The sequence below is a fragment of the Arthrobacter sp. ISL-48 genome (assembly GCF_018613805.1).
Taxonomy (GTDB): domain Bacteria; phylum Actinomycetota; class Actinomycetes; order Actinomycetales; family Micrococcaceae; genus Arthrobacter.
Genome location: NZ_JAGGPL010000013.1, coordinates 268,109 through 285,641 on the forward strand (window position 1 = coordinate 268,109; position 17,533 = coordinate 285,641).

The 17,533-nt window shown below is 64.6% G+C and carries 14 protein-coding genes, 1 pseudogene and 1 riboswitch; of the genes and pseudogenes, 4 read left to right on the forward strand and 11 right to left on the reverse strand.

Going from position 1 to position 17,533, the window contains the following annotated elements:
* Positions 1-41: 41 nt before the first annotated feature.
* From J7E83_RS13635 to J7E83_RS13650, 4 genes are all read right to left on the reverse strand, one after another.
* A complete protein-coding gene (locus J7E83_RS13635; protein WP_311379676.1) occupies positions 42-1,328 on the reverse strand; it encodes an ABC transporter substrate-binding protein in 1,287 nt (428 codons plus the stop codon).
* Positions 1,325-1,531: a cold-shock protein gene (locus tag J7E83_RS13640; protein WP_131134153.1), complete on the reverse strand. Its 207-nt coding sequence runs from the start codon at positions 1,529-1,531 to the stop codon at positions 1,325-1,327. Before J7E83_RS13640 ends, J7E83_RS13635 begins: the two co-directional genes overlap by 4 nt.
* Before the next feature lie 156 nt (positions 1,532-1,687).
* On the reverse strand, positions 1,688-2,305 hold the full coding sequence (locus J7E83_RS13645) for a LytR C-terminal domain-containing protein (protein ID WP_214962920.1): 618 nt from the start codon (positions 2,303-2,305) through the stop codon (positions 1,688-1,690).
* Positions 2,306-2,352: 47 nt separating this feature from the next.
* Complete coding sequence (locus J7E83_RS13650; RefSeq protein ID WP_214962922.1) at positions 2,353-2,685, reverse strand: DUF3263 domain-containing protein; 333 nt, start codon at positions 2,683-2,685, stop codon at positions 2,353-2,355.
* A gap of 111 nt (positions 2,686-2,796) precedes the next feature.
* Here J7E83_RS13650 and J7E83_RS13655 point away from each other — a divergent pair, with 111 nt between their 5' ends.
* Both J7E83_RS13655 and J7E83_RS13660 read left to right on the forward strand, forming a co-directional pair.
* Positions 2,797-3,567, forward strand: coding sequence for a uracil-DNA glycosylase (locus J7E83_RS13655; RefSeq protein WP_311379678.1), 771 nt, complete (start codon positions 2,797-2,799; stop codon positions 3,565-3,567).
* 14 nt (positions 3,568-3,581) lie between these two features.
* Positions 3,582-4,421 carry a siderophore-interacting protein gene (locus J7E83_RS13660; RefSeq protein ID WP_214962924.1) on the forward strand — a complete coding sequence of 280 codons (840 nt, stop codon included), beginning with the start codon at positions 3,582-3,584 and terminating at the stop codon, positions 4,419-4,421.
* A gap of 34 nt (positions 4,422-4,455) precedes the next feature.
* Here J7E83_RS13660 and J7E83_RS13665 read toward each other — a convergent pair whose 3' ends face one another.
* The 3 genes from J7E83_RS13665 to J7E83_RS13675 form a co-directional block, all read right to left on the reverse strand.
* Positions 4,456-5,943, reverse strand: a complete 1,488-nt coding sequence (locus tag J7E83_RS13665) for a threonine/serine exporter ThrE family protein (RefSeq protein WP_214962926.1) — start codon at positions 5,941-5,943, stop codon at positions 4,456-4,458.
* A gap of 47 nt (positions 5,944-5,990) precedes the next feature.
* On the reverse strand, positions 5,991-7,307 hold the full coding sequence (locus tag J7E83_RS13670) for a peptidoglycan bridge formation glycyltransferase FemA/FemB family protein (RefSeq protein ID WP_214962929.1): 1,317 nt from the start codon (positions 7,305-7,307) through the stop codon (positions 5,991-5,993).
* A gap of 82 nt (positions 7,308-7,389) precedes the next feature.
* Entirely contained in the window at positions 7,390-8,463 is a 1,074-nt protein-coding gene (locus J7E83_RS13675) for a peptidoglycan bridge formation glycyltransferase FemA/FemB family protein (RefSeq protein ID WP_251043842.1), read from the reverse strand.
* 267 nt (positions 8,464-8,730) lie between these two features.
* On the opposite strand from J7E83_RS13675, the pseudogene J7E83_RS21430 reads away from it, so the two are divergent.
* A pseudogene (locus tag J7E83_RS21430) lies at positions 8,731-8,862 on the forward strand (tryptophan-rich sensory protein); the annotation flags it as partial.
* Positions 8,863-8,907: 45 nt separating this feature from the next.
* Here the strand turns inward: J7E83_RS21430 and J7E83_RS13685 are convergent.
* From J7E83_RS13685 to J7E83_RS13700, 4 genes are all read right to left on the reverse strand, one after another.
* Positions 8,908-10,335 carry an L-serine ammonia-lyase gene (locus tag J7E83_RS13685; RefSeq protein ID WP_214962933.1) on the reverse strand — a complete coding sequence of 476 codons (1,428 nt, stop codon included), beginning with the start codon at positions 10,333-10,335 and terminating at the stop codon, positions 8,908-8,910.
* A 236-nt stretch (positions 10,336-10,571) separates the two neighbouring features.
* Positions 10,572-11,747, reverse strand: a complete 1,176-nt coding sequence (gene gcvT / locus J7E83_RS13690) for a glycine cleavage system aminomethyltransferase GcvT (RefSeq protein WP_214962934.1) — start codon at positions 11,745-11,747, stop codon at positions 10,572-10,574.
* A gap of 11 nt (positions 11,748-11,758) precedes the next feature.
* The gene (gene gcvP / locus J7E83_RS13695) at positions 11,759-14,680 is read right to left on the reverse strand and encodes an aminomethyl-transferring glycine dehydrogenase (RefSeq protein WP_214962936.1); all 2,922 of its coding nucleotides are present in this window, start codon (positions 14,678-14,680) and stop codon (positions 11,759-11,761) included.
* Positions 14,681-14,865: 185 nt separating this feature from the next.
* A riboswitch (glycine riboswitch) is annotated at positions 14,866-14,964 on the reverse strand.
* Positions 14,965-15,078: 114 nt separating this feature from the next.
* A complete protein-coding gene (locus J7E83_RS13700; RefSeq protein WP_214962938.1) occupies positions 15,079-15,615 on the reverse strand; it encodes a TetR/AcrR family transcriptional regulator in 537 nt (178 codons plus the stop codon).
* Between the two features lie 68 nt (positions 15,616-15,683).
* Here J7E83_RS13700 and J7E83_RS13705 point away from each other — a divergent pair, with 68 nt between their 5' ends.
* Positions 15,684-17,303, forward strand: a complete 1,620-nt coding sequence (locus J7E83_RS13705) for an MFS transporter (RefSeq protein WP_214962940.1) — start codon at positions 15,684-15,686, stop codon at positions 17,301-17,303.
* Positions 17,304-17,533 lie beyond the last annotated feature (230 nt).

Genomic DNA, 17,533 nt, shown 5'->3' on the forward strand with positions numbered 1-17,533 from the left:
ATCAGAAATAGCTCCCCGGGCGGCCTATTCGCTGCCGGCGATCAGCCTGCCGACCGGCCGGCTGCCTCGCGTCCCGTCACATGGGCGTTGTTGTCCGGCCCGTAGGTGAAGACCATGAAGTTCGCTGTGGTGATGTCGCCGTTGGCGTCGAAGGCAATCGGCCCGGATTCGCCGTCGTAATCAATTCCGGAGCCGGACTTTTGCAGGGCCTGGCAGTCCTTGAAGGAGGTACACGGTTTGCCCGCCTGCTCCGCGGACGTACCACCGGGAGAGCCGCCTGATACGGCGATCAGGTTGGCAGCGATGGACCGCCCAGAGTCGTCATCCGCTTTTGAGGCTGCCAGGACAGCCAGGTTCACGGCGTCGAAGGTCTCGGCAGCGAAGGACAGGTCCTTCAGCCGGGGCTCCACGGCGATGAGGCGCGCCTGGAAGTCCGCCGAGGGGAACACTCCGGGAGCAATCGCCCGGGCCCCATCCAGGGCTTTGGAGCCGAGGCCGGAACCGTATTGGACAAAGGCGCCGTCGCTCAGGATAATCCTGCTGCCGGACAGTCCTGCGTTGTTCAGTTCGGCGATGGCTCCCTGGGCCGCGTCGCGCGCGATCAGCACCACGGCGTCCGGTGCTGCCTTCTGCGCCGCGGCTGCAGCCTGCCGTGCGTCCCCTGGCTTAAATCCTGCTGTGGAAAGAGTATCCAGGCCTGCATTCCTGGCGGCGCTGGCCACAGCAGCGGAAACGTCCTTGCCGTAGGCGCCGTCCTGGTACACCACCGCAAGGCTCTTGGCGCCGCCAACCTTGGCTAGCTTCACCAGCACCGACGCCTGGGCGACGTCGGCCGCCGCCGTCCGGAAGTAATAGCCGCCGTTCTTGTATTTACTCAGGCCCGCAGCCGAGTTTGCCGGTGAGATCAGCGGGACCCTCGCCCGGGACAGGACATCAATGACGGACGGCGCGTGGCTGGAATCGGTCGGCCCGATCACCACATCGGCCTTGGCTGTCAGCAGCTTCTTAGCCTGGGCCTCAGAGTCTTCACCGGCAGACTGAGGAAGCAGCTCAACGGGTTTGCCTTTGAGTCCGCCTGCGGCGTTGATTTCCTGCACGGCGAGTTTGGCCGCGGCAAGCTCTGAATCGTTAAGGAAGGCCTGCTGCCCGGCATTGTCCAGGATCAGACCCACGCGAAGCGTTCCGTCACCGGACGCTTCCACAGAGTCAAGCCGGGCATTGCCTGCCGCGGTAGCACACCCCGCCAGCACCAGCACGGTCGCTGCACCAACGGCGGCCCGGCATATGGCTGTCCGGAAGGTGGCGGACGTGGGAATGAAGATCTTCACTCGGCCGGCCGGACGCTTTCGGCCTGCGGGCCCTTCTCGCCTTCGCCAATTTCCAGCTCCACGCGCTGCCCCTCGTCCAAGGCCCGGTAGCCCTCACCCTGGATGGCCGACCAATGGACAAACACGTCGTCACCTGACCCGTCAACGGTGATGAAGCCGTAGCCCTTTTCGGCGTTGAACCATTTGACGGTTCCCAGTGCCATGATGTCCACTCTTTCAGTAGCGTCCGCAAGGCCCACGCCACTGTGTGCCGCTTTTTACGAACCGAAGCCTGAAATTACTCTAGCCAATGGCCCGGGGACGGGCCGAGCCACCGGCCGCGTCGGCAGCCAATAGTTATTCAGGCGTAACCGGGACTTTTACTTGAATCCAGGGCCAAGCACCACAACCACCGGGACCTGGAATTCGGCGCTCTCCACAATGGTGGGGATGTTCAGGAGCTTGGCGAGCGACTGAGCGTTGGCCTTCTGCGCGGTGCCGGAGTAGAAGATCACCGACGTCTTCTGAGGCGCGCCACCCCAGTTGCCTACCTGGCCCAGCGTCCAGCCGTCTGACTGGACTATCGAACTCACGCGGACAGCGAGCCCGGCTGTTCCGGATCCGTTGTAGACCGCGACGCCTTCGGTTTTGTTCACCACAGCGGACGAAGGCGTCGGGCTGGGTGTGGAGCTGGGCACGGCTTCGGGGCTTGTCGACGGTTCTGCACTTGACGAGGGCTGCGGGGTGTCGCTTGCCTCAGCACTGGCTTCCGGCGACGCGGCGGACTCCAAGCTCGAGGAGGCCTGACTGCCGGCCGGCGTGAAGCCGAGCTTCGGCAGGATCAGGAAGGAAACCAGGCCGATGGCCAGGGCAGCGATGCCTACCGCGAGGATGGGCCACAGCCTGCGCCGTGAAGGCGTCCCCGCGGCACGGTGGACACCCTGGCGCGAGGCGGTCTCCGGGACCTTGTCGAATTCATCCCGAGCGTATTTGGTCATGGTGGCGAGACGTCCTTGTTGATTGCCGCTGATGGCTCAGCGCGGTCCTAATGAGCGTCGGAACCCAGGCGGCGTGCAGTACGTGCCCGCTGACGCGACGTACGTAGTCTACGCAATCTCTTGACCAGCATGGGATCGTGGGCCAGTGCATCCTCAGTGTCAATGAGCGCGTTCAGCAACTGGTAGTAGTGCGTCGCCGACAGGTCAAAGAGTTCCCTGATGGCCTGTTCCTTGGCCCCGGCGTACTTCCACCACTGCCGTTCCAGAGCGAGCATCTGCTGGTCACGCTCGCTCAGCGGCGAGTCACGAAGGGTGAAGTCCGCCAGCACAGAACCGCGCTCTTCCTGCTCCGGCAGATGTTCCCGAGCTGCTTCTGCCACGACTCTCCTTCAATGCTTAGGGTAAAAGTCCCACCCCCATGCTACGGACGAATAACAACCTTGTCATTTACGCCGCGTTACGCGGGCACGGATCCCTGCGAGAATGGGAGCGTGTTTGATTTTGACCCGCTGTTCGAGCTGGAACCGGTTTCGGTGGAGTCCATCGGCTTTACGGAGATGGCACGGCTGCCGCTCGGTGAGCTGATGGCCGCTGACTGGGCCGAGGCACTGGGCGGCGTGGAGGCGGAACTCCGGGCGGTCCTTGACTTTCTTGCCGCCGAAACCGCATCGGGGCACCAGGTGCTCCCCACGCCGTCGAACGTTCTGCGCGCGTTCCGCCAGCCGCTGGCGGAAGTCAAGGTTCTCATTGTTGGCCAGGATCCTTACCCGACGCCTGGCCACGCCGTCGGCCTGTCCTTCTGCGTTGATCCGCGCACGCGCCCCATCCCGCGGAGCCTGGCGAACATCTACCGGGAACTTGAGGCCGATCTCGGCATCCCCGCCCGTGTCCACGGGGACCTGTCCGCCTGGGCGGACCAGGGAGTCCTGCTCCTCAACCGCGTGATGAGCGTACGGGCAGGTGCCGCGGGTTCGCACCGGGGGAAGGGCTGGGAGAAGATTACGACGGCGGCGGTCACCGCCGTCGCCAACCGGCGGACAGCGGACGGCGGCAGGCCCCCGCTGGTGGCCGTGCTCTGGGGCAAAGATGCAGACACCGTGCGGCAGCTCCTTTCCGGCACGGCAGTGGTGTCCAGCGCCCACCCCAGCCCCTTGTCGGCGTCGCGCGGCTTCTTCGGTTCCCGGCCTTTCAGCCGCGTAAACGAGCTGCTGAAGGAGCAAAGCTGCGCCGGCGTAACCTGGGAACTCCCCCAGGTTCCTTAGCTTAGGGTTGCCTTATGAGCACAGTCCCCGCGGCCACCAGCGCCACCAAGAAGAGCCGTCCCCAGATCAACCTCACGGTGCTCCGCCGCGAGGAACTCTCGCCGCACATGGTCAGGATTATTGCCGGCGGGGACGGCTTTGACGGCTACGTCAACAACAACTTCGTGGACCGCTACGTCAAGATTGTCTTCCCGCAGCCGGGCGTGCACTATGCCCAGCCATTGGATCTGTGGACCATTCGGGAAACCATGCCCCGCGAGCAATGGCCCTTTACCCGCACCTACACCGTCCGGTGGGTGGACCTCGCAGCCAGGGAGCTCGCCATCGATTTCGTCATCCACGGCGACGAGGGGCTGGCCGGGCCATGGGCCGCCTCAGCACGCCCGGGCGACGCCCTGACATTTACAGGCCCGGGCGGTGCCTACAACCCGGCGACTGATGCCGATTGGTACCTCTTTGCCGGCGACGAAGCGGCCTTGCCGGCCATCGCCGCATGCCTGGAATCCCTGCCTCCGGAGGCGCGCGGCCTCGCGTTCCTCGAGGTGGACAGCGACGCCGAGATCCAGCCAATCTCAGCCCCCACCGGCGTGGACATCACCTGGCTGCGGCGGAACGGCGCACCGGCGGGCACCGGCGACCTGCTGGTGTCAGCAGTCGCCAACGCGGAGTGGCCGGCCGGCAGGGTTGATGTCTTTGCCCACGGGGAGCGCGGCTACATGAAGGCCCTGCGGGACGTGTTTTTCGTCCAGCGCGGGCTTGAACGCAGGCAGGTTTCCCTGTCCGGCTACTGGGCCACAGGCCGGGTTGAGGACGATTTCCAGGCCGAGAAGAAGCTCCCCGTGGGGCAGATCTAAACTGGCAGGTCCAGGCAAGGAAATCCAGGGAGGGCTACCGCCGGCGGGCCCGCCGTCGCTCGTTGCTCGCCAGGCTGCGCGTCAGGGGTCTGGCCAAGGTGTCGCCGAGCACGATTCCGGCGGCTGCGCCCAGCACAATAGCCCCTGCGTTGAGCATGCCGCCCGCGCCCAGCAGAATCTCCGATTCCTCAATGGTCAGCACGTACATCGAACGGAAGATTGTCAGTCCCGGCAGCAGGATCAGGGCCGCCGGCACGGCCACCACCAGCTGCGGAGCCCCCATTTTCAGTGCAACGACCCGTGCCAGCAGCCCGATCACTATGGCGGACAGTGCCGGCGAGAACCTGTCCCCGATGCCCAGTGACTCCGCACCCAGCAGCACCAGGTATCCAGCCATCCCGACGGCGGCCGTGGGCACCAGCAGCTTCCAGGTCGTCTGCTCCGTAATCCCGATGGCCATGACTGCAACGGCAATGAAGATCACCAGCACCCACAGGTCGTATGCCGGCGCGAACGTCGTCGTCACGTCAATCTTCGGCATCCCCGTCATGGAACCCAGCACGAAGGCGGCGGCGATCCCGGCCACCAGCGCACCGAAAGTGAGGATCGTGGACAGGAACCTCCCGGCGGCTGTCACGGGGAAGCCGTTGATGGCATCCTGCACTGAGGACACCAGACGGCCGGTGGGCAGCAGGAGCAGGATCCCGCCGACAACGACGATTGCCGGTTCGGAGGTCAGCTTGAACTGCCACAGCAGCAGGGCCACAAACGTCACCACGAATGAGCACGCTGCCGTGGTGAAGAAGTCGGGGACACGCCACCGCCCCAGCCGGCGGGCCAGCAGGCTCACTCCGATGTTGATCACAAAGGCAACTGCGGATGACACTGGATCGCCACCCAGCACGCCCACGTAAAGGGCGGCGAAGACGCCGAAGGCCATGGTGACCATCCAGCGCGGGAAAGGCTTTGGGCTCGTGATCGCCTCGTCCAGCCGGCGGATGGCCTCGTCCCTGCCTACTCCCCCGGCCACGATGTCAGTCACCAGCTGGTGCACCTTGGCCAGTCCTGCGTAGTTGTTGGTCCAGGAACGCACCACGCGCAGCAGCGTAATGGGCGTCTGGTCCTTGGGAGAGTAGTTGAGGGCCACCGACTGGTTGGTGATGTCCACCTCGATGTTTTTCAGACCCAACGCTGCGGTGACGGCGATGATGCTCGTCTCCACCTCCAAGGCGCCAGCCCCGTACCGGAACATGGTCTCGGCCAGGTGCAGGGAGAAGTCCAGGGTTTTGCGCGCGGAGGTGTCCACTCCTCCCACCTGGATCAGCGGATTGGCGTAGGGGCTCCCGGCGAGCCGGTCCACAATGCTCAGGGGCGCCGTCGGCGGGTTCTCCCCCTGGACCAGGCGCCGCAGCATCCTCTTGGCCGCCGCGTTCTGGCGGAGCTGGGAGGGCGAAAGCGGCTCGGTCTTAGGGAGTCCGTCGGTATGCGGCCTGGTTCGGCGGTCTTCGGGTCGATCCTTCACGCTGGGTCCTCCTCCCGCTCGTCTGATGTCTGTTGCTGCAGGTGGTGTCAGGCCCTGCCCTTGAGGGGCAGTTTGCCCAGCAAGGTGCGGGCCGCCATGACGGCCGCCCGGGCCAGGCGGTTGGCCTGGAACACGAGCGGACGCACGGGCATCACGAAGTCGCCCAGCAACTGGACCACCTCCCCGCCGAAACCTTTCTTGAAGGCGTAGCCGCCGTGGCCCTCTTCATCCTGGCCCTCGATGCCGAAGGTGCCGTAGAAGTTGTACCGGGAGTAGCCCTTCTCCAGGGCATGCAGCATCATCCCCCAGTACAGCGAAGTGGCGCCGTTGAAGTAGATATAGTCCTGTTTGGTCCCGCCAATGACGCACACCACCTCATCGCCGAAGCATACAAAGTGAATGGCCGCCACAGTTGCCACGCCCACGGAATCCGGGAACCGCTCGATGTCCTTAAGGCTGCGCTCGTAACTGTCCACGAGGTCCTGGACCACTTTGAGCCGGTTGGCCTTCTTTTTGCTGCCGGTCTCCTCGACCTCGCGGCGCAGCTCGGCGGCGGTCACGGACTCGGCGTCGAGCCGTTCGGTGATGGACCTCCGATACGCGGGGATGTCGATCTTGGCCATCATGAGTTTGGTAAATTCGGCCGACGTGGTCCGCAGGAGCTGTTCGTAGTATTCGCGTTCCCGATAGATGAAGCCCTTTTCATCCCCGGCCGTGCTCAGCGCGTCGTAAAACTCATCCAGGGTTTCCAGGGTGGCCTGCTCCAGGAACACGCCGTTCTTCTCGGCCTTCCGGATGGCCTTCCTGGTCCGGTAGCTGGTGCCCATGATGAGCTCTTCGGGATCCTGGATGCCGTCGAGTTTCTTGATGAACATCCAGTTGACGTTGGCGAAGTTCATGTCCGAGCCCTGGTGCTCAAAGCCCAGTCCCGCCAGTTCGGCGATCAAAGGCCGGTTGTCCTGGATCTCCGGGTGCTCGGCACCGTCTGCGTCGCGGGCAATGTACAGGAGGTTGGGGGAAATCCTTAGCTCGGCGGCTTTGCGCTGTGCGGCCCGCTGCTTAAGGAGTTCGACGACGGCGCGCACCAGCCCAGCGTCCGCGTAGTCCAGGAGCGGGCCCTTGGCGCACTCGCAGACTTTGTAGCCAAAGCGGTTTGTGGTGTAGTTCAGCTTTCCGGCTGCGACCAGCTCACCATCGCGCCTGACGCCGAAAAGCTCCACGACCTGTCCGCGTGAACGCTGGAAGCGGGTGAAGTCGGCGGACTGGATGAAGTTGTTTTGTGGATGGTTCAGGGAAAAGGACTCGAATTCGGCGTCACTGAGGACGGCCAACTCGAGCTCGGTCCCGGCCTTGATCGGATTCACAGAAGTTTCCTCACCTATGGATGTGCTGTCGGCTTGTGGCATGCGCTGACCTTCGTTGATGGATGGGTGGGCAGGCGCAGGGTCAGTAGAACTGGCCGCCGGTGCGCATGGTTTCGAGCCGCCGGAAGATGCGTTCGGCACCCTTGACCCACAGACGGTACCTGAGCGGAGCCAGGACGTAGTCATAGCAGCCCACAAAATCGGTGACCGTCTTGGTGAAGCTGGTCTTGAACATGCCCATGCCATGCAGCGGGTGTGATGTGTCCTTGATCCTGGCCGCGGGAGGGGCACCGCAGAAGTCATACTCGGTGCAGCCGAGTTCCTTCATCCGGCGGATGGCAGCCCACTGGACCAAGTGGGAGTCACCGTACTGCTTCCGGTTTTGCGTCGACCCGCCGTCCTTGTAGGTTGCCTTCGACCCGAAGTTGATGACGAAGGCACCTACGCTCGGCTTCCCGTCCTCATAGACGAAAAAGAAGTTGCCTTGGCCCCGGTTGCAGAACTCGTCCCAGAACCAGGAGTAGTACTCGAAGCTGCGCAGCGGCATGGAACCCTTTGCCTTGACAGTGTCCGCCATCAGCTCGTAAAGGGCACGGTATGTTTCCGGGCTCTGTTCCCGTTGGACCACTTCGCAGCCTTCACGTTCGGCGCGGCGGATGGCGTTGCGGGCGCGGGAGGAGATGGACCTCAACACCTGGTTCTCAGGCGGGGCGATATCAAGCAGCGCGGTGGAGTCGTTGGACTGGATGTTGGGAGCCTTCAGCATGCCTGAGGCCGCCAAGTGTGCGTGAGCTTCGCCGGTTGCCTCGATGTCCGGCTCGATCTTGATGGCGAAGACGTTGAGCTTCCGGCTCCGGGCGAAGACAGCGCACGCCTCCAGCGCCGGCTTGAGGTCCTCCACGGCGGACAGGTCTGGCCCCTTGATGAGGTACCAGAGGCGGCCCAGCGCCGGGAATTTCTTCTCCAGCACCAGGTTATAGCTGGCGGCTCCCGCGGATTCCAGGACCAGGAAGCGGACACCCCAGCCGTGGCCGTTCTTCACCGACGCATAGGCCGCCGACTGTAGCATGTTGCCGCCGTTCGGGTTGGCCGTGATGTGCTTGTCCCAGTTCTCAATCTCTTCGGCTGTGGCAAAGCGGGCGGTGAATTCTCGCAAGGGGGCCGGGTCCAATCTCAGGGTTTTGTGCGCGGTCTGTGGGTGAGGTCTGTGGGTGAGGCGGCGGGCGGGCATACAGCCACAAGTCTAAAGCCTGATCCGGCCAGGGCATTCCAGCAGGCCGCTGCGGCCTCCCGCCTTGACTCCGGGTTCGCGCTTCGCAAGGGTGGAAGGATGCGGTCCCCTTCCGTAGAATCCCCAGACGTTAGTGAGCCGGTGTCCGGCAGCAGGGGAACGGGCAAACGGGGAACCGCTAGGCAGTTGCCGATGCTGCTGGGCTTCCTCGTGGCTTCTGCGGTTGTGGCCGGCCTGGGCAGCTTGCCAGTCGTGGCCAACGTGAACGGCTGGTTTGCCACCGCGGACATGCCGCCGTGGACCCCGCCAACGTCAGCTTTCGGCCCTGTCTGGACTAAACGCCTGGGCCGCTATCAACAATTGAGCCGTTCAGCATTCCACGACGTTGACGGCGAGGCCGCCCATGGCCGTTTCCTTGTATTTGGAACTCATGTCCTTGCCGGTTTCACGCATGGTCACGATCACCTCATCCAGCGAGACACGGTGCGAGCCATCACCCCAGAGCGCCATCTTGGCCGCGTTGATGGCCTTCGCCGCAGCGATCGCGTTCCGCTCGATGCACGGCACCTGCACCAGCCCGCCAATCGGATCACACGTCAAGCCAAGGTTGTGCTCCATCGCGATCTCCGCGGCGTTCTCCACCTGCGACGGCGTCCCGCCCATCACCTCAGCCAGCCCCGCAGCCGCCATCGACGACGCCGAACCCACCTCACCCTGGCAGCCCACCTCCGCACCGGAAATGGACGCCTGCTCCTTGTACAGCACCCCGATAGCGCCCGCCGTCAACAGGAACTTCACCACCACGTCGTCGCGGTCCTCCTGGCTGGCGTTCTCCATCCCGGGCGCAAAATGCAGCGCGTAGTACAGCACCGCCGGAATGATCCCCGCCGCCCCATTCGTCGGCGCCGTGACCACCCGCCCGCCGGAAGCGTTCTCCTCGTTCACGGCCAGAGCGATCAGGTTCACCCACTCCTGCCAATACTTCGGGTCATGGAAGTCCTCGTCCCCGCCTTCACTGTCCGGCCGGGAGCTTTCCTTTTTCAGCCGGTCGTACCAGTCAGGAGCACGACGGCGGACCTTCAGCCCGCCCGGCAGCACGCCCTCACGCTTCAGGCTGACGTCCACACAGCTCTCCATCACCGAGTAGATGTGCAACAGACCGTCCCGGATCTCCTCGACCGTCCTGCTGTCCTCTTCATTGACCCGCATCACCTCACTGATGCCCAGCCCGGTCTCCCGGCAGTGTTCCAAAAGTTCCGCAGCGGTGCGGAACGGCAGCGGCAGCACCTTCTTGGACTCCTCCAGCTCCTGCAGCGCGGCGTCCTCCTCGCCTTCGCGGACAATGAACCCGCCACCCACCGAGAAGAACGTCGCCGCGTGCAGCACCACACCCTCCGCGTCGGACACCGTAAACGTCATGCCGTTGGTATGCCTCGGCAGGATGGTCAACGGCCGCAGCACCATGTCCTTCACCCCATACGGCAGAGGCACCGAACCCGCGAGCTGCAGCACCCCGGTCTCGGCAATCCCAGCCAACCGCTCCTCCACCTCATCCGGCAGAATCAGCTCCGGATGGAAACCCTCCAGCCCAAGAAGGATGGCGGTCATGGTGCCGTGACCATGACCGGTCGCCGCGAGCGACCCATACAGGTCAACCCGCAGCGACGCCACCCCCGCCAGCACCCCGCAGGACTTCAGCTCCTCCGCGAACACCGCAGCAGCCCGCATCGGCCCCACCGTGTGCGAACTCGACGGCCCAATACCAATGGAAAAGAGGTCAAAAACTCCAACAGCCATGATGGTTCCTAACTAAGAGTCTGGTCGGGTTCGGGGAGGGGGTCCACCCGCGCAGCGGAACGCTCCCACGAGGGGCCGGCGGAGCCGGACTTTTCGAAAGCGTGCATCAAAGCGACGAAGTGGGCCCACACCGGCAGGGTTCCCTGGCCGAGCTTGCGAGGCTAGGGTGCCGGTGGGGCGCAGCACGCGTGAAAAGTCCGGTCCGCCGGTCCCGAACCCAGCCACCGAGTACCCGGCTACTGGGTGCGCTTGTAGAACGGAAGTGCCACGACTTCGAACGGCTCTGCCTTACCGCGCAGGTCAATGTCCAGGGCGATGCCGGGCTCGGTGTGCTGTACGTCCACATAGGCCATCGCCACGGGGTAGCCCAAGCTGGGACTGGGCTGGCCGGAAGTGACTTCACCAACCACCGCGCCGTCCTTGAGGACCGGGTAGTGCCCGCGGCCGGCGCGGCGCCCCAGGCCCTTGAGGCCCACGAGCCGTCGACCGGCGGTGGTGCCCGCTCCTGCCTCCTTCTTGGCTGCGAGCGCGGCCTTGCCCACAAAGTCGCCTTCCTTGGACAGTGCGACGACGGGGCCGAGTCCGGCGGCGAACGGGTCGACATCCAGGGAAAGCTCGTGGCCGTAAAGCGGCATGCCGGCCTCGAGGCGGAGCGAATCGCGCGAGGCAAGACCTGCCGGCGTCAGCTCCCCTTCGTCGGCGATGGCGACGATGGCCTGCCAGAGGGCCGGGGCGTCGTCGTTATCAATGAAGATCTCGAAGCCGTCCTCTCCGGTGTAGCCGGTACGGGCCAGCAGGAGGTCCTGTCCGGCGCCGCCTACGAGGAAGGGCACCTCCACCGCGGCATAGTACTTGAGCTCCGTGACCAGGCTGTGCTGTGCGGCGGGGACCAGGCGGAGGAGGAGCTCCTCGGCCTTGGGACCCTGGACGGCGATCAGCGAGGTGACAGCCGAGACGTCGTCTACTATCACGTCAAAGCCACCCTCTTGGCCGGAAGCTGCCCTATCGGCCAGTGCCGCAGCAACTACCTTGGCGTTGCCCGCGTTGGGGACCACCAGAAACACATCAGTGCCGCCTTTTCCCGTGCCTGCGGCCGGGGGGCGGCGGTATGTGATGAGGTCATCGATGATGCCGCCGTCATCGTTGCAGATCAGCGAGTACTTAGCCTTGCCCACGGCCATCGCGGAGATCTTGCCCACCAGTGCATAGTCCAGGAACGCGGCGGCGTCAGGGCCGGTGACCCATACTTCGCCCATGTGGGAGAGGTCGAAGATGCCTGCGGCCTTGCGGACGGCATGGTGTTCGGCCAGCTCGGAACTGTACTTAAGCGGCATCTGCCAGCCGCCGAAGTCGGTGAAGGACGCACCAAGTTTCTTGTGCTCTTCGTAGAGTGCTGTGAAGTTCTCAGTCATGATGGCAGTCCTCAGTTTTCGAAGTCTTCTGTGGCGTCCTCGAACGCTTCGAGCGGCGGGCAGGAGCAGATGAGATTCCGGTCGCCCAGGGCACCGTCAATGCGGCCTACCGGCGGGAAGTACTTGTCCTGCCTGAGCGAGTGCACCGGGAACACAGCCTGTTCGCGCGGGTACGCACGGTCCCAGTCAGTGCTTATGGCTGCAGCCGCGGTGTGCGGTGCGTTACGCAGGGGGCTGTCCGCCACGGTGAAGTCGCCGCGTTCCACCTGGTCGATCTCCGCACGGATCGCGATCATCGCGGTGATGAAGCGGTCCATCTCGCCAAGGTCCTCGGATTCCGTGGGCTCCACCATGAGAGTGCCCGCAACAGGGAAGGCCAGCGTGGGCGCGTGGAAGCCGTAGTCGATGAGCCGTTTGGCTACGTCCTCGGCTGTGACGCCGGTCTTCGCCGTGAGCTGGCGGAGGTCCAGGATGCACTCGTGCGCCACGAGCCCGCCTTCGCCGGTGTAGAGCACGGGGAAGAAATCGTTGAGGCGCGCTGCGATGTAGTTCGCCGCGAGCAGCGCGGACTTAGTGGCTTCGGTCAGGCCTTGGCCGCCCATGAGCTTCACGTAAGCCCAGGAGATAGGCAGGACTCCGGCGGAACCGTACTTGGTCGCGGAGATCGGGACGTCGTTGCCTTCCGTCCAAGTGACCGCGTTGCCCGGCATGAACGGGGCAAGGTGCGCCTTGGCTGCCACCGGTCCGACGCCCGGTCCGCCGCCGCCGTGCGGGATGCAGAAGGTCTTGTGCAGGTTCAGGTGCGAGATGTCGCCGCCGAAGTTGCCCGGCTGCGCGAGGCCAACCAGCGCGTTGAGGTTGGCGCCGTCGATGTACACCTCGCCGCCAGCAGCGTGGATGGCGTCGCAGACCTCGCGGACGTCGGCGTCGTACACACCGTGGGTGGACGGGTAGGTAATCATGATGCAGGACAGCGCGTCCTTGTTTGCCTCGATCTTGGCATAGAGGTCGGCGTGGTCGATCGTTCCGTCCGCCGCCGTGGCCACCACTACCACCTTCATGCCAGCCAGGACGGCAGAGGCGGCGTTGGTGCCGTGCGCCGAGGCGGGGATCAGGCAAACATTGCGCTGCTCGTCCCCGCGGGACAGATGGTAGCCGCGGATGGCCAGCAGGCCTGCGAGCTCGCCCTGGGAGCCGGCGTTGGGCTGGATGGACACCTGGTCGTAGCCGGTAATCTCGGTCAGCTGCGCTTCCAGGTCCGCGATCAGTTCCCGCCAGCCCTCGGTCTGGGAGTCAGGCGCCAACGGGTGGATGGAGGCGAATTCCGGCCAGGAGATGGCCTCCATCTCGGCCGTGGCGTTCAGCTTCATGGTGCAGGAGCCCAGCGGGATCATAGTGCGGTCCAGCGCCAGATCCCGGTCGGAAAGCTTGCGGATGTAGCGCAGCAGCTGGGTTTCGGAGCGGTACGTGTTGAACACCGGGTGCTGCAGGAAGTCGGAGGAACGTCCGACGGCGGCATCCAGGGAGAAAGCAATGTCGGTGCCGTCGGCCGCGTCGACCCGGGTGGCACCAAAGGCGGCCAGGACGCCGTCGACAACTGCCGCCGTCGTTGTTTCATCGGTGGAGAACCCGACCGTGTCGGCGTCGATGCTGCGCAGGTTGATGCCCCTGGCTTCAGCGGCGGCAACGATTTCGAAGGCCTTGCCCGGCACGGAGACGGTGACTGTGTCGAAGAAGCTGGTGTGCAGCACGTCCAGGCCGGCGGCCTTCAGGGACGCCGCCAGGGTTTTCGCATGGCCGTGGGTGACCTGGGCGATCGCTTTCAGGCCATCCGGGCCGTGGTACACCGCGTACATGGAGGACACGATGGCCAGCAGCGCCTGGGCGGTGCAGATGTTGGAGGTGGCCTTCTCGCGGCGGATGTGCTGCTCACGGGTCTGCAGCGCCAGGCGGTAGGCCGGAATGCCGGCGGAGTCCTTGGAGACCCCCACCAGGCGGCCGGGCATCGACCGCTCCAGGCCTTTCTGCACTGCCATGTAGGCGGCGTGGGGTCCGCCGTAGAACAGCGGGACGCCGAAGCGCTGTGTGGAGCCGACGGCGATATCGGCACCCTGCTCGCCCGGAGGAGTGATGAGGGTGAGGGCCAGGAGATCAGCGGCGACGGTGACCAGCGCACCGCGCTCCTTGGCATCGGCAATCACCGCTGTGTGGTCCCAGACCCGGCCGGAGACGCCGGGCTGCTGCAGGACGACGCCGTTGATGTCGCCGTCGGGAAGCCCTTTAGACAGGTCCGCAACCTCAACTTCGAAACCCAGCGCCTCGGCGCGGCCCTTCACGATGGCAATGGTCTGCGGCAGGCAGTCTGCGTCCAGGACCGTCTTGCCGTCCTTCGAGGTCTTGTTCTTGTTTGCCCGGCGCATCATGAGCACGGCCTCAGCCACGGCCGTTGCCTCGTCCAGGAGTGACGCGTTGGCAATGGGCAGGCCCACCAGGTCCTGGACCATGGTCTGGAAGTTCAGCAGCGCCTCGAGCCGGCCCTGGGAGATTTCCGGCTGGTACGGCGTGTACGCGGTGTACCAGGCCGGGCCCTCGAGGATGTTTCGGCGGATCACGGGCGGCGTCACGGTGTCGTAGTAGCCCTGCCCGATCATCTGGACGGCCGTCTTGTTCTTGGCCGCGAGCTTACGGAGTTCGGCGAGGGTTTCCACCTCACTCAGGGCCTTCGCGAGCTCCAGCGGAGAGTCCTGGCGGATGTCCTTGGGGACTGCCGTGTCCACCAGGGCGTCCACCGTGTCGTAGCCGACTGCCTTGAGCATGGCGTCGACGTCGGCCTGGCGGCGGGCACCGATGTGCCGGTCAACGAAGGATGTGGCGGCGGGGATGGCGGAGGCCTGGATGGGGGAGGCCGGAATGACAGTCACAAGGAACTCCATAACTAAGGCGGCGCAGGGTACGCCACATCGATTCGGTTCCTCCCCGCTCTGTATTGGACCTGAGAGTTTCCGCGTTGCCTGCTTGCGCAGGCCCGCCCTTGCACCGTCGGTGAGCACAGCAGTCCTGGCATTCCGGAGCGATCCGGGATAATCCAGGCGGACGGCCTGCTACTTTCCAGAGTTGCCTCGCCGCGGCGGTACATGGGCCTGCGAGATTCCTGGGGAGGATTTGCTCCTACGGCGCCTGCGTGTACCTACTGGCAGAACTCTCCCGCCGCAGATCAAAGGCATATTCATTTTGTTTGCTGATTGAGCGCGGCCATTGAGAGCCACCACAGAGTCCAATTGTCCTATGCCTGTGGTGTTGGGGCAAATGGCGCGAGCTCAAAATTGCCGGTTCAGCCGCGGAGCCGCTCCAACGCCGCCAGCAGTGCCCCGACATGGTCCGCGGTTTCATGTGCCGGCACGGGTCCCACCGAGAGCATTGCGTTGAAGTACAGGCCGTCACCCATGTAAAGCACGGGTTTGGCCATGGCCGGGCCAACATCCTGGGCAATCTCTTGGAGCCAGCGCTGCTGGATGGCTGCGAACCGCTGCCGTGTTTCCTCGTGGGCCACCTCGGCAAGTCGCGTGGCCGCCACCACCGCGCGGTCCAGTGGGGTGTCCGCCCAGACGGAAGATTTGATGAAGTAGGCGGCAGCGCCCTCCTCGGCGGCGGCCATGGCGTCGGCGTCTGCCGCCGCCAGTTCGTCCAGCCTGTCCAGCAGGACCTCAATCAGTGCTTCCTTGTTGGGAAAGTGGTAGAGCAGCCCACCCTTGGAGACCCCGGCCCGCCTGGCAACCGCATCAAGTGTGGCGGCACGCTCCCCCACCTCGATCAGCAGCGACTCGAAGGCGTCAAGAACAGCCTCGCGGGCTACGGGTTTTCTGGCCATGGTTCTAATCATGCACGCTTCAGGACGGCCATTTCTTAACTGTACCGTCCAGACGGTATAGTTAAGCCATGACCAGGTCCAACACCTTCCTTCGGGACACCCGCAGCCAGGACACCGGTTCGGCGCGCGGCATCGGCCAAGGTCCGGATAGCGCAGTGCGTTCGGCAGCCTTCGAAGCACCCAGGGCTCCGTGGCGCGACTGGCTGGCACTCGGTCTGCTGATGTTCCCGGTGCTGCTCGTCGCCGTCGACAACACGGCCCTCACGTTCGCCCTCCCGGCGATTGCGCGCAGCCTGGAAACCAGCGGCGTCCAGCTCCTGTGGATCGTGGATGCCTATCCGCTGGTCCTGGCTGGGTTGTTGGTGGCGATGGGCAGCCTGGGCGACAGGATCGGACGCCGCCTGCTGCTGCTCATCGGCACCATCGGCTTCGCCGCGGTCTCAGCGGCAACAGCCTTCGCTCCCGGCCCTGAATGGCTCATTGCCGGCCGGGCCGCACTGGGATTCTTTGGCGCCATGCTGATGCCATCAACGCTTTCACTGATCCGCAACATATTTCCTGATCCCAACCGGCGCCGGTTGGCCGTGGCCATCTGGGCCGCCAGCTTCTCCGGCGGCGCCGCACTGGGGCCCATCTTCGGAGGGTGGCTGGTTGAGCAGTTCTGGTGGGGAGCGGTGCTTTTGGTTGCCGTGCCCATCATGCTGCCACTGCTGGCGTTCGGCCCCGCCTACATTCCCGAATCCAAAGATCCGTCTCCCGGCCGGGTGGACGTGCCCAGCATCGTGCTCTCGCTGCTGGTCATGGTGCCGGTTGTCTATGGCATCAAGGTGATAGCCACCGAAGGCATCGGCATAGCCCAGGTTGGCATCATCGCCTTCGGCATGGCTATGGGAACGGTCTTCGTCCGGCGCCAGCGGCGGCTGGCGAGCCCACTGCTGGATATGTCCCTGTTCAGCAACCGGGTGTTCAGCACCGCCATAACCGCGAACGTGTTCGCGCTCTTTTCGTTCAACGGTTTCATTCTGTTCCTGGCCCAGCACCTTCAGCTACTGGAAGGAATGTCGCCATCGGCCGCCGGAGTGGCCATGATCCCGGCCCTGATCGCCACCATGACGGCCGGACTGGTGGTGGTTCCGCTGGTGCGGAAGATCCGGCCGGGCTTTGTGGTCGCAGCCGGGCTTGCCTTGAGCGCCAGCGGCTACTGCGTGGTCACCTTCGGAGACCATAGCGCCGGGCCCGCCCTGCTGCTTGGCGCCCTGCTTATCCTGGCCCTCGGTGTGGGAACGGCGGAGACCATCTCTAACGACCTCATCCTTGGCTCGGTGCCGGCAGAGAAATCCGGCGCAGCCGCGGCCATCTCAGAAACGGGCTATGAGGTGGGGTCGCTGCTGGGCACGGCGGTCCTGGGCTCCATCCTCACCGCGTCCTACCAGCACAACCTGAGGCTTCCTGCCGGACTGGCGGAGGCAGCCTCCGGAACAGCAACGCATCAGGCGCACGAAACCCTGGCGGGGGCAATGGAACTGGCCAATATGCTGCCGGCTCCGCTCTCCGAAGCTGTCCGGGAGGCATCCCGCACGGCGTTCGATTCCGGTGTCCACATCACTGCAGCCATCGCACTCGTCCTGATGGCTGCAGCGGCCGTCCTAGCCGCCGTCGGGCTCCGTAAAGTCCCGACGGCGGACTAGGGCGTGTTTCCTAATCCCGGTGCGTTGGTCCGGGATGCCTGAAAGGTCCGCCATCTACCCCTGACAGAACAACGCCAAAATGACGCTGCGATTCACAAGTTCTGCACTGCCTGAGCTAGGCAGCTTGCCCGGTGCTTGCTTACACAGACTAGATCTTGTTGTCTTGGGTGTAGCCAAGCTACGGGGGTCACTAACGGCGATCCCCTGCGCTCAATATGGGGGTTTACATG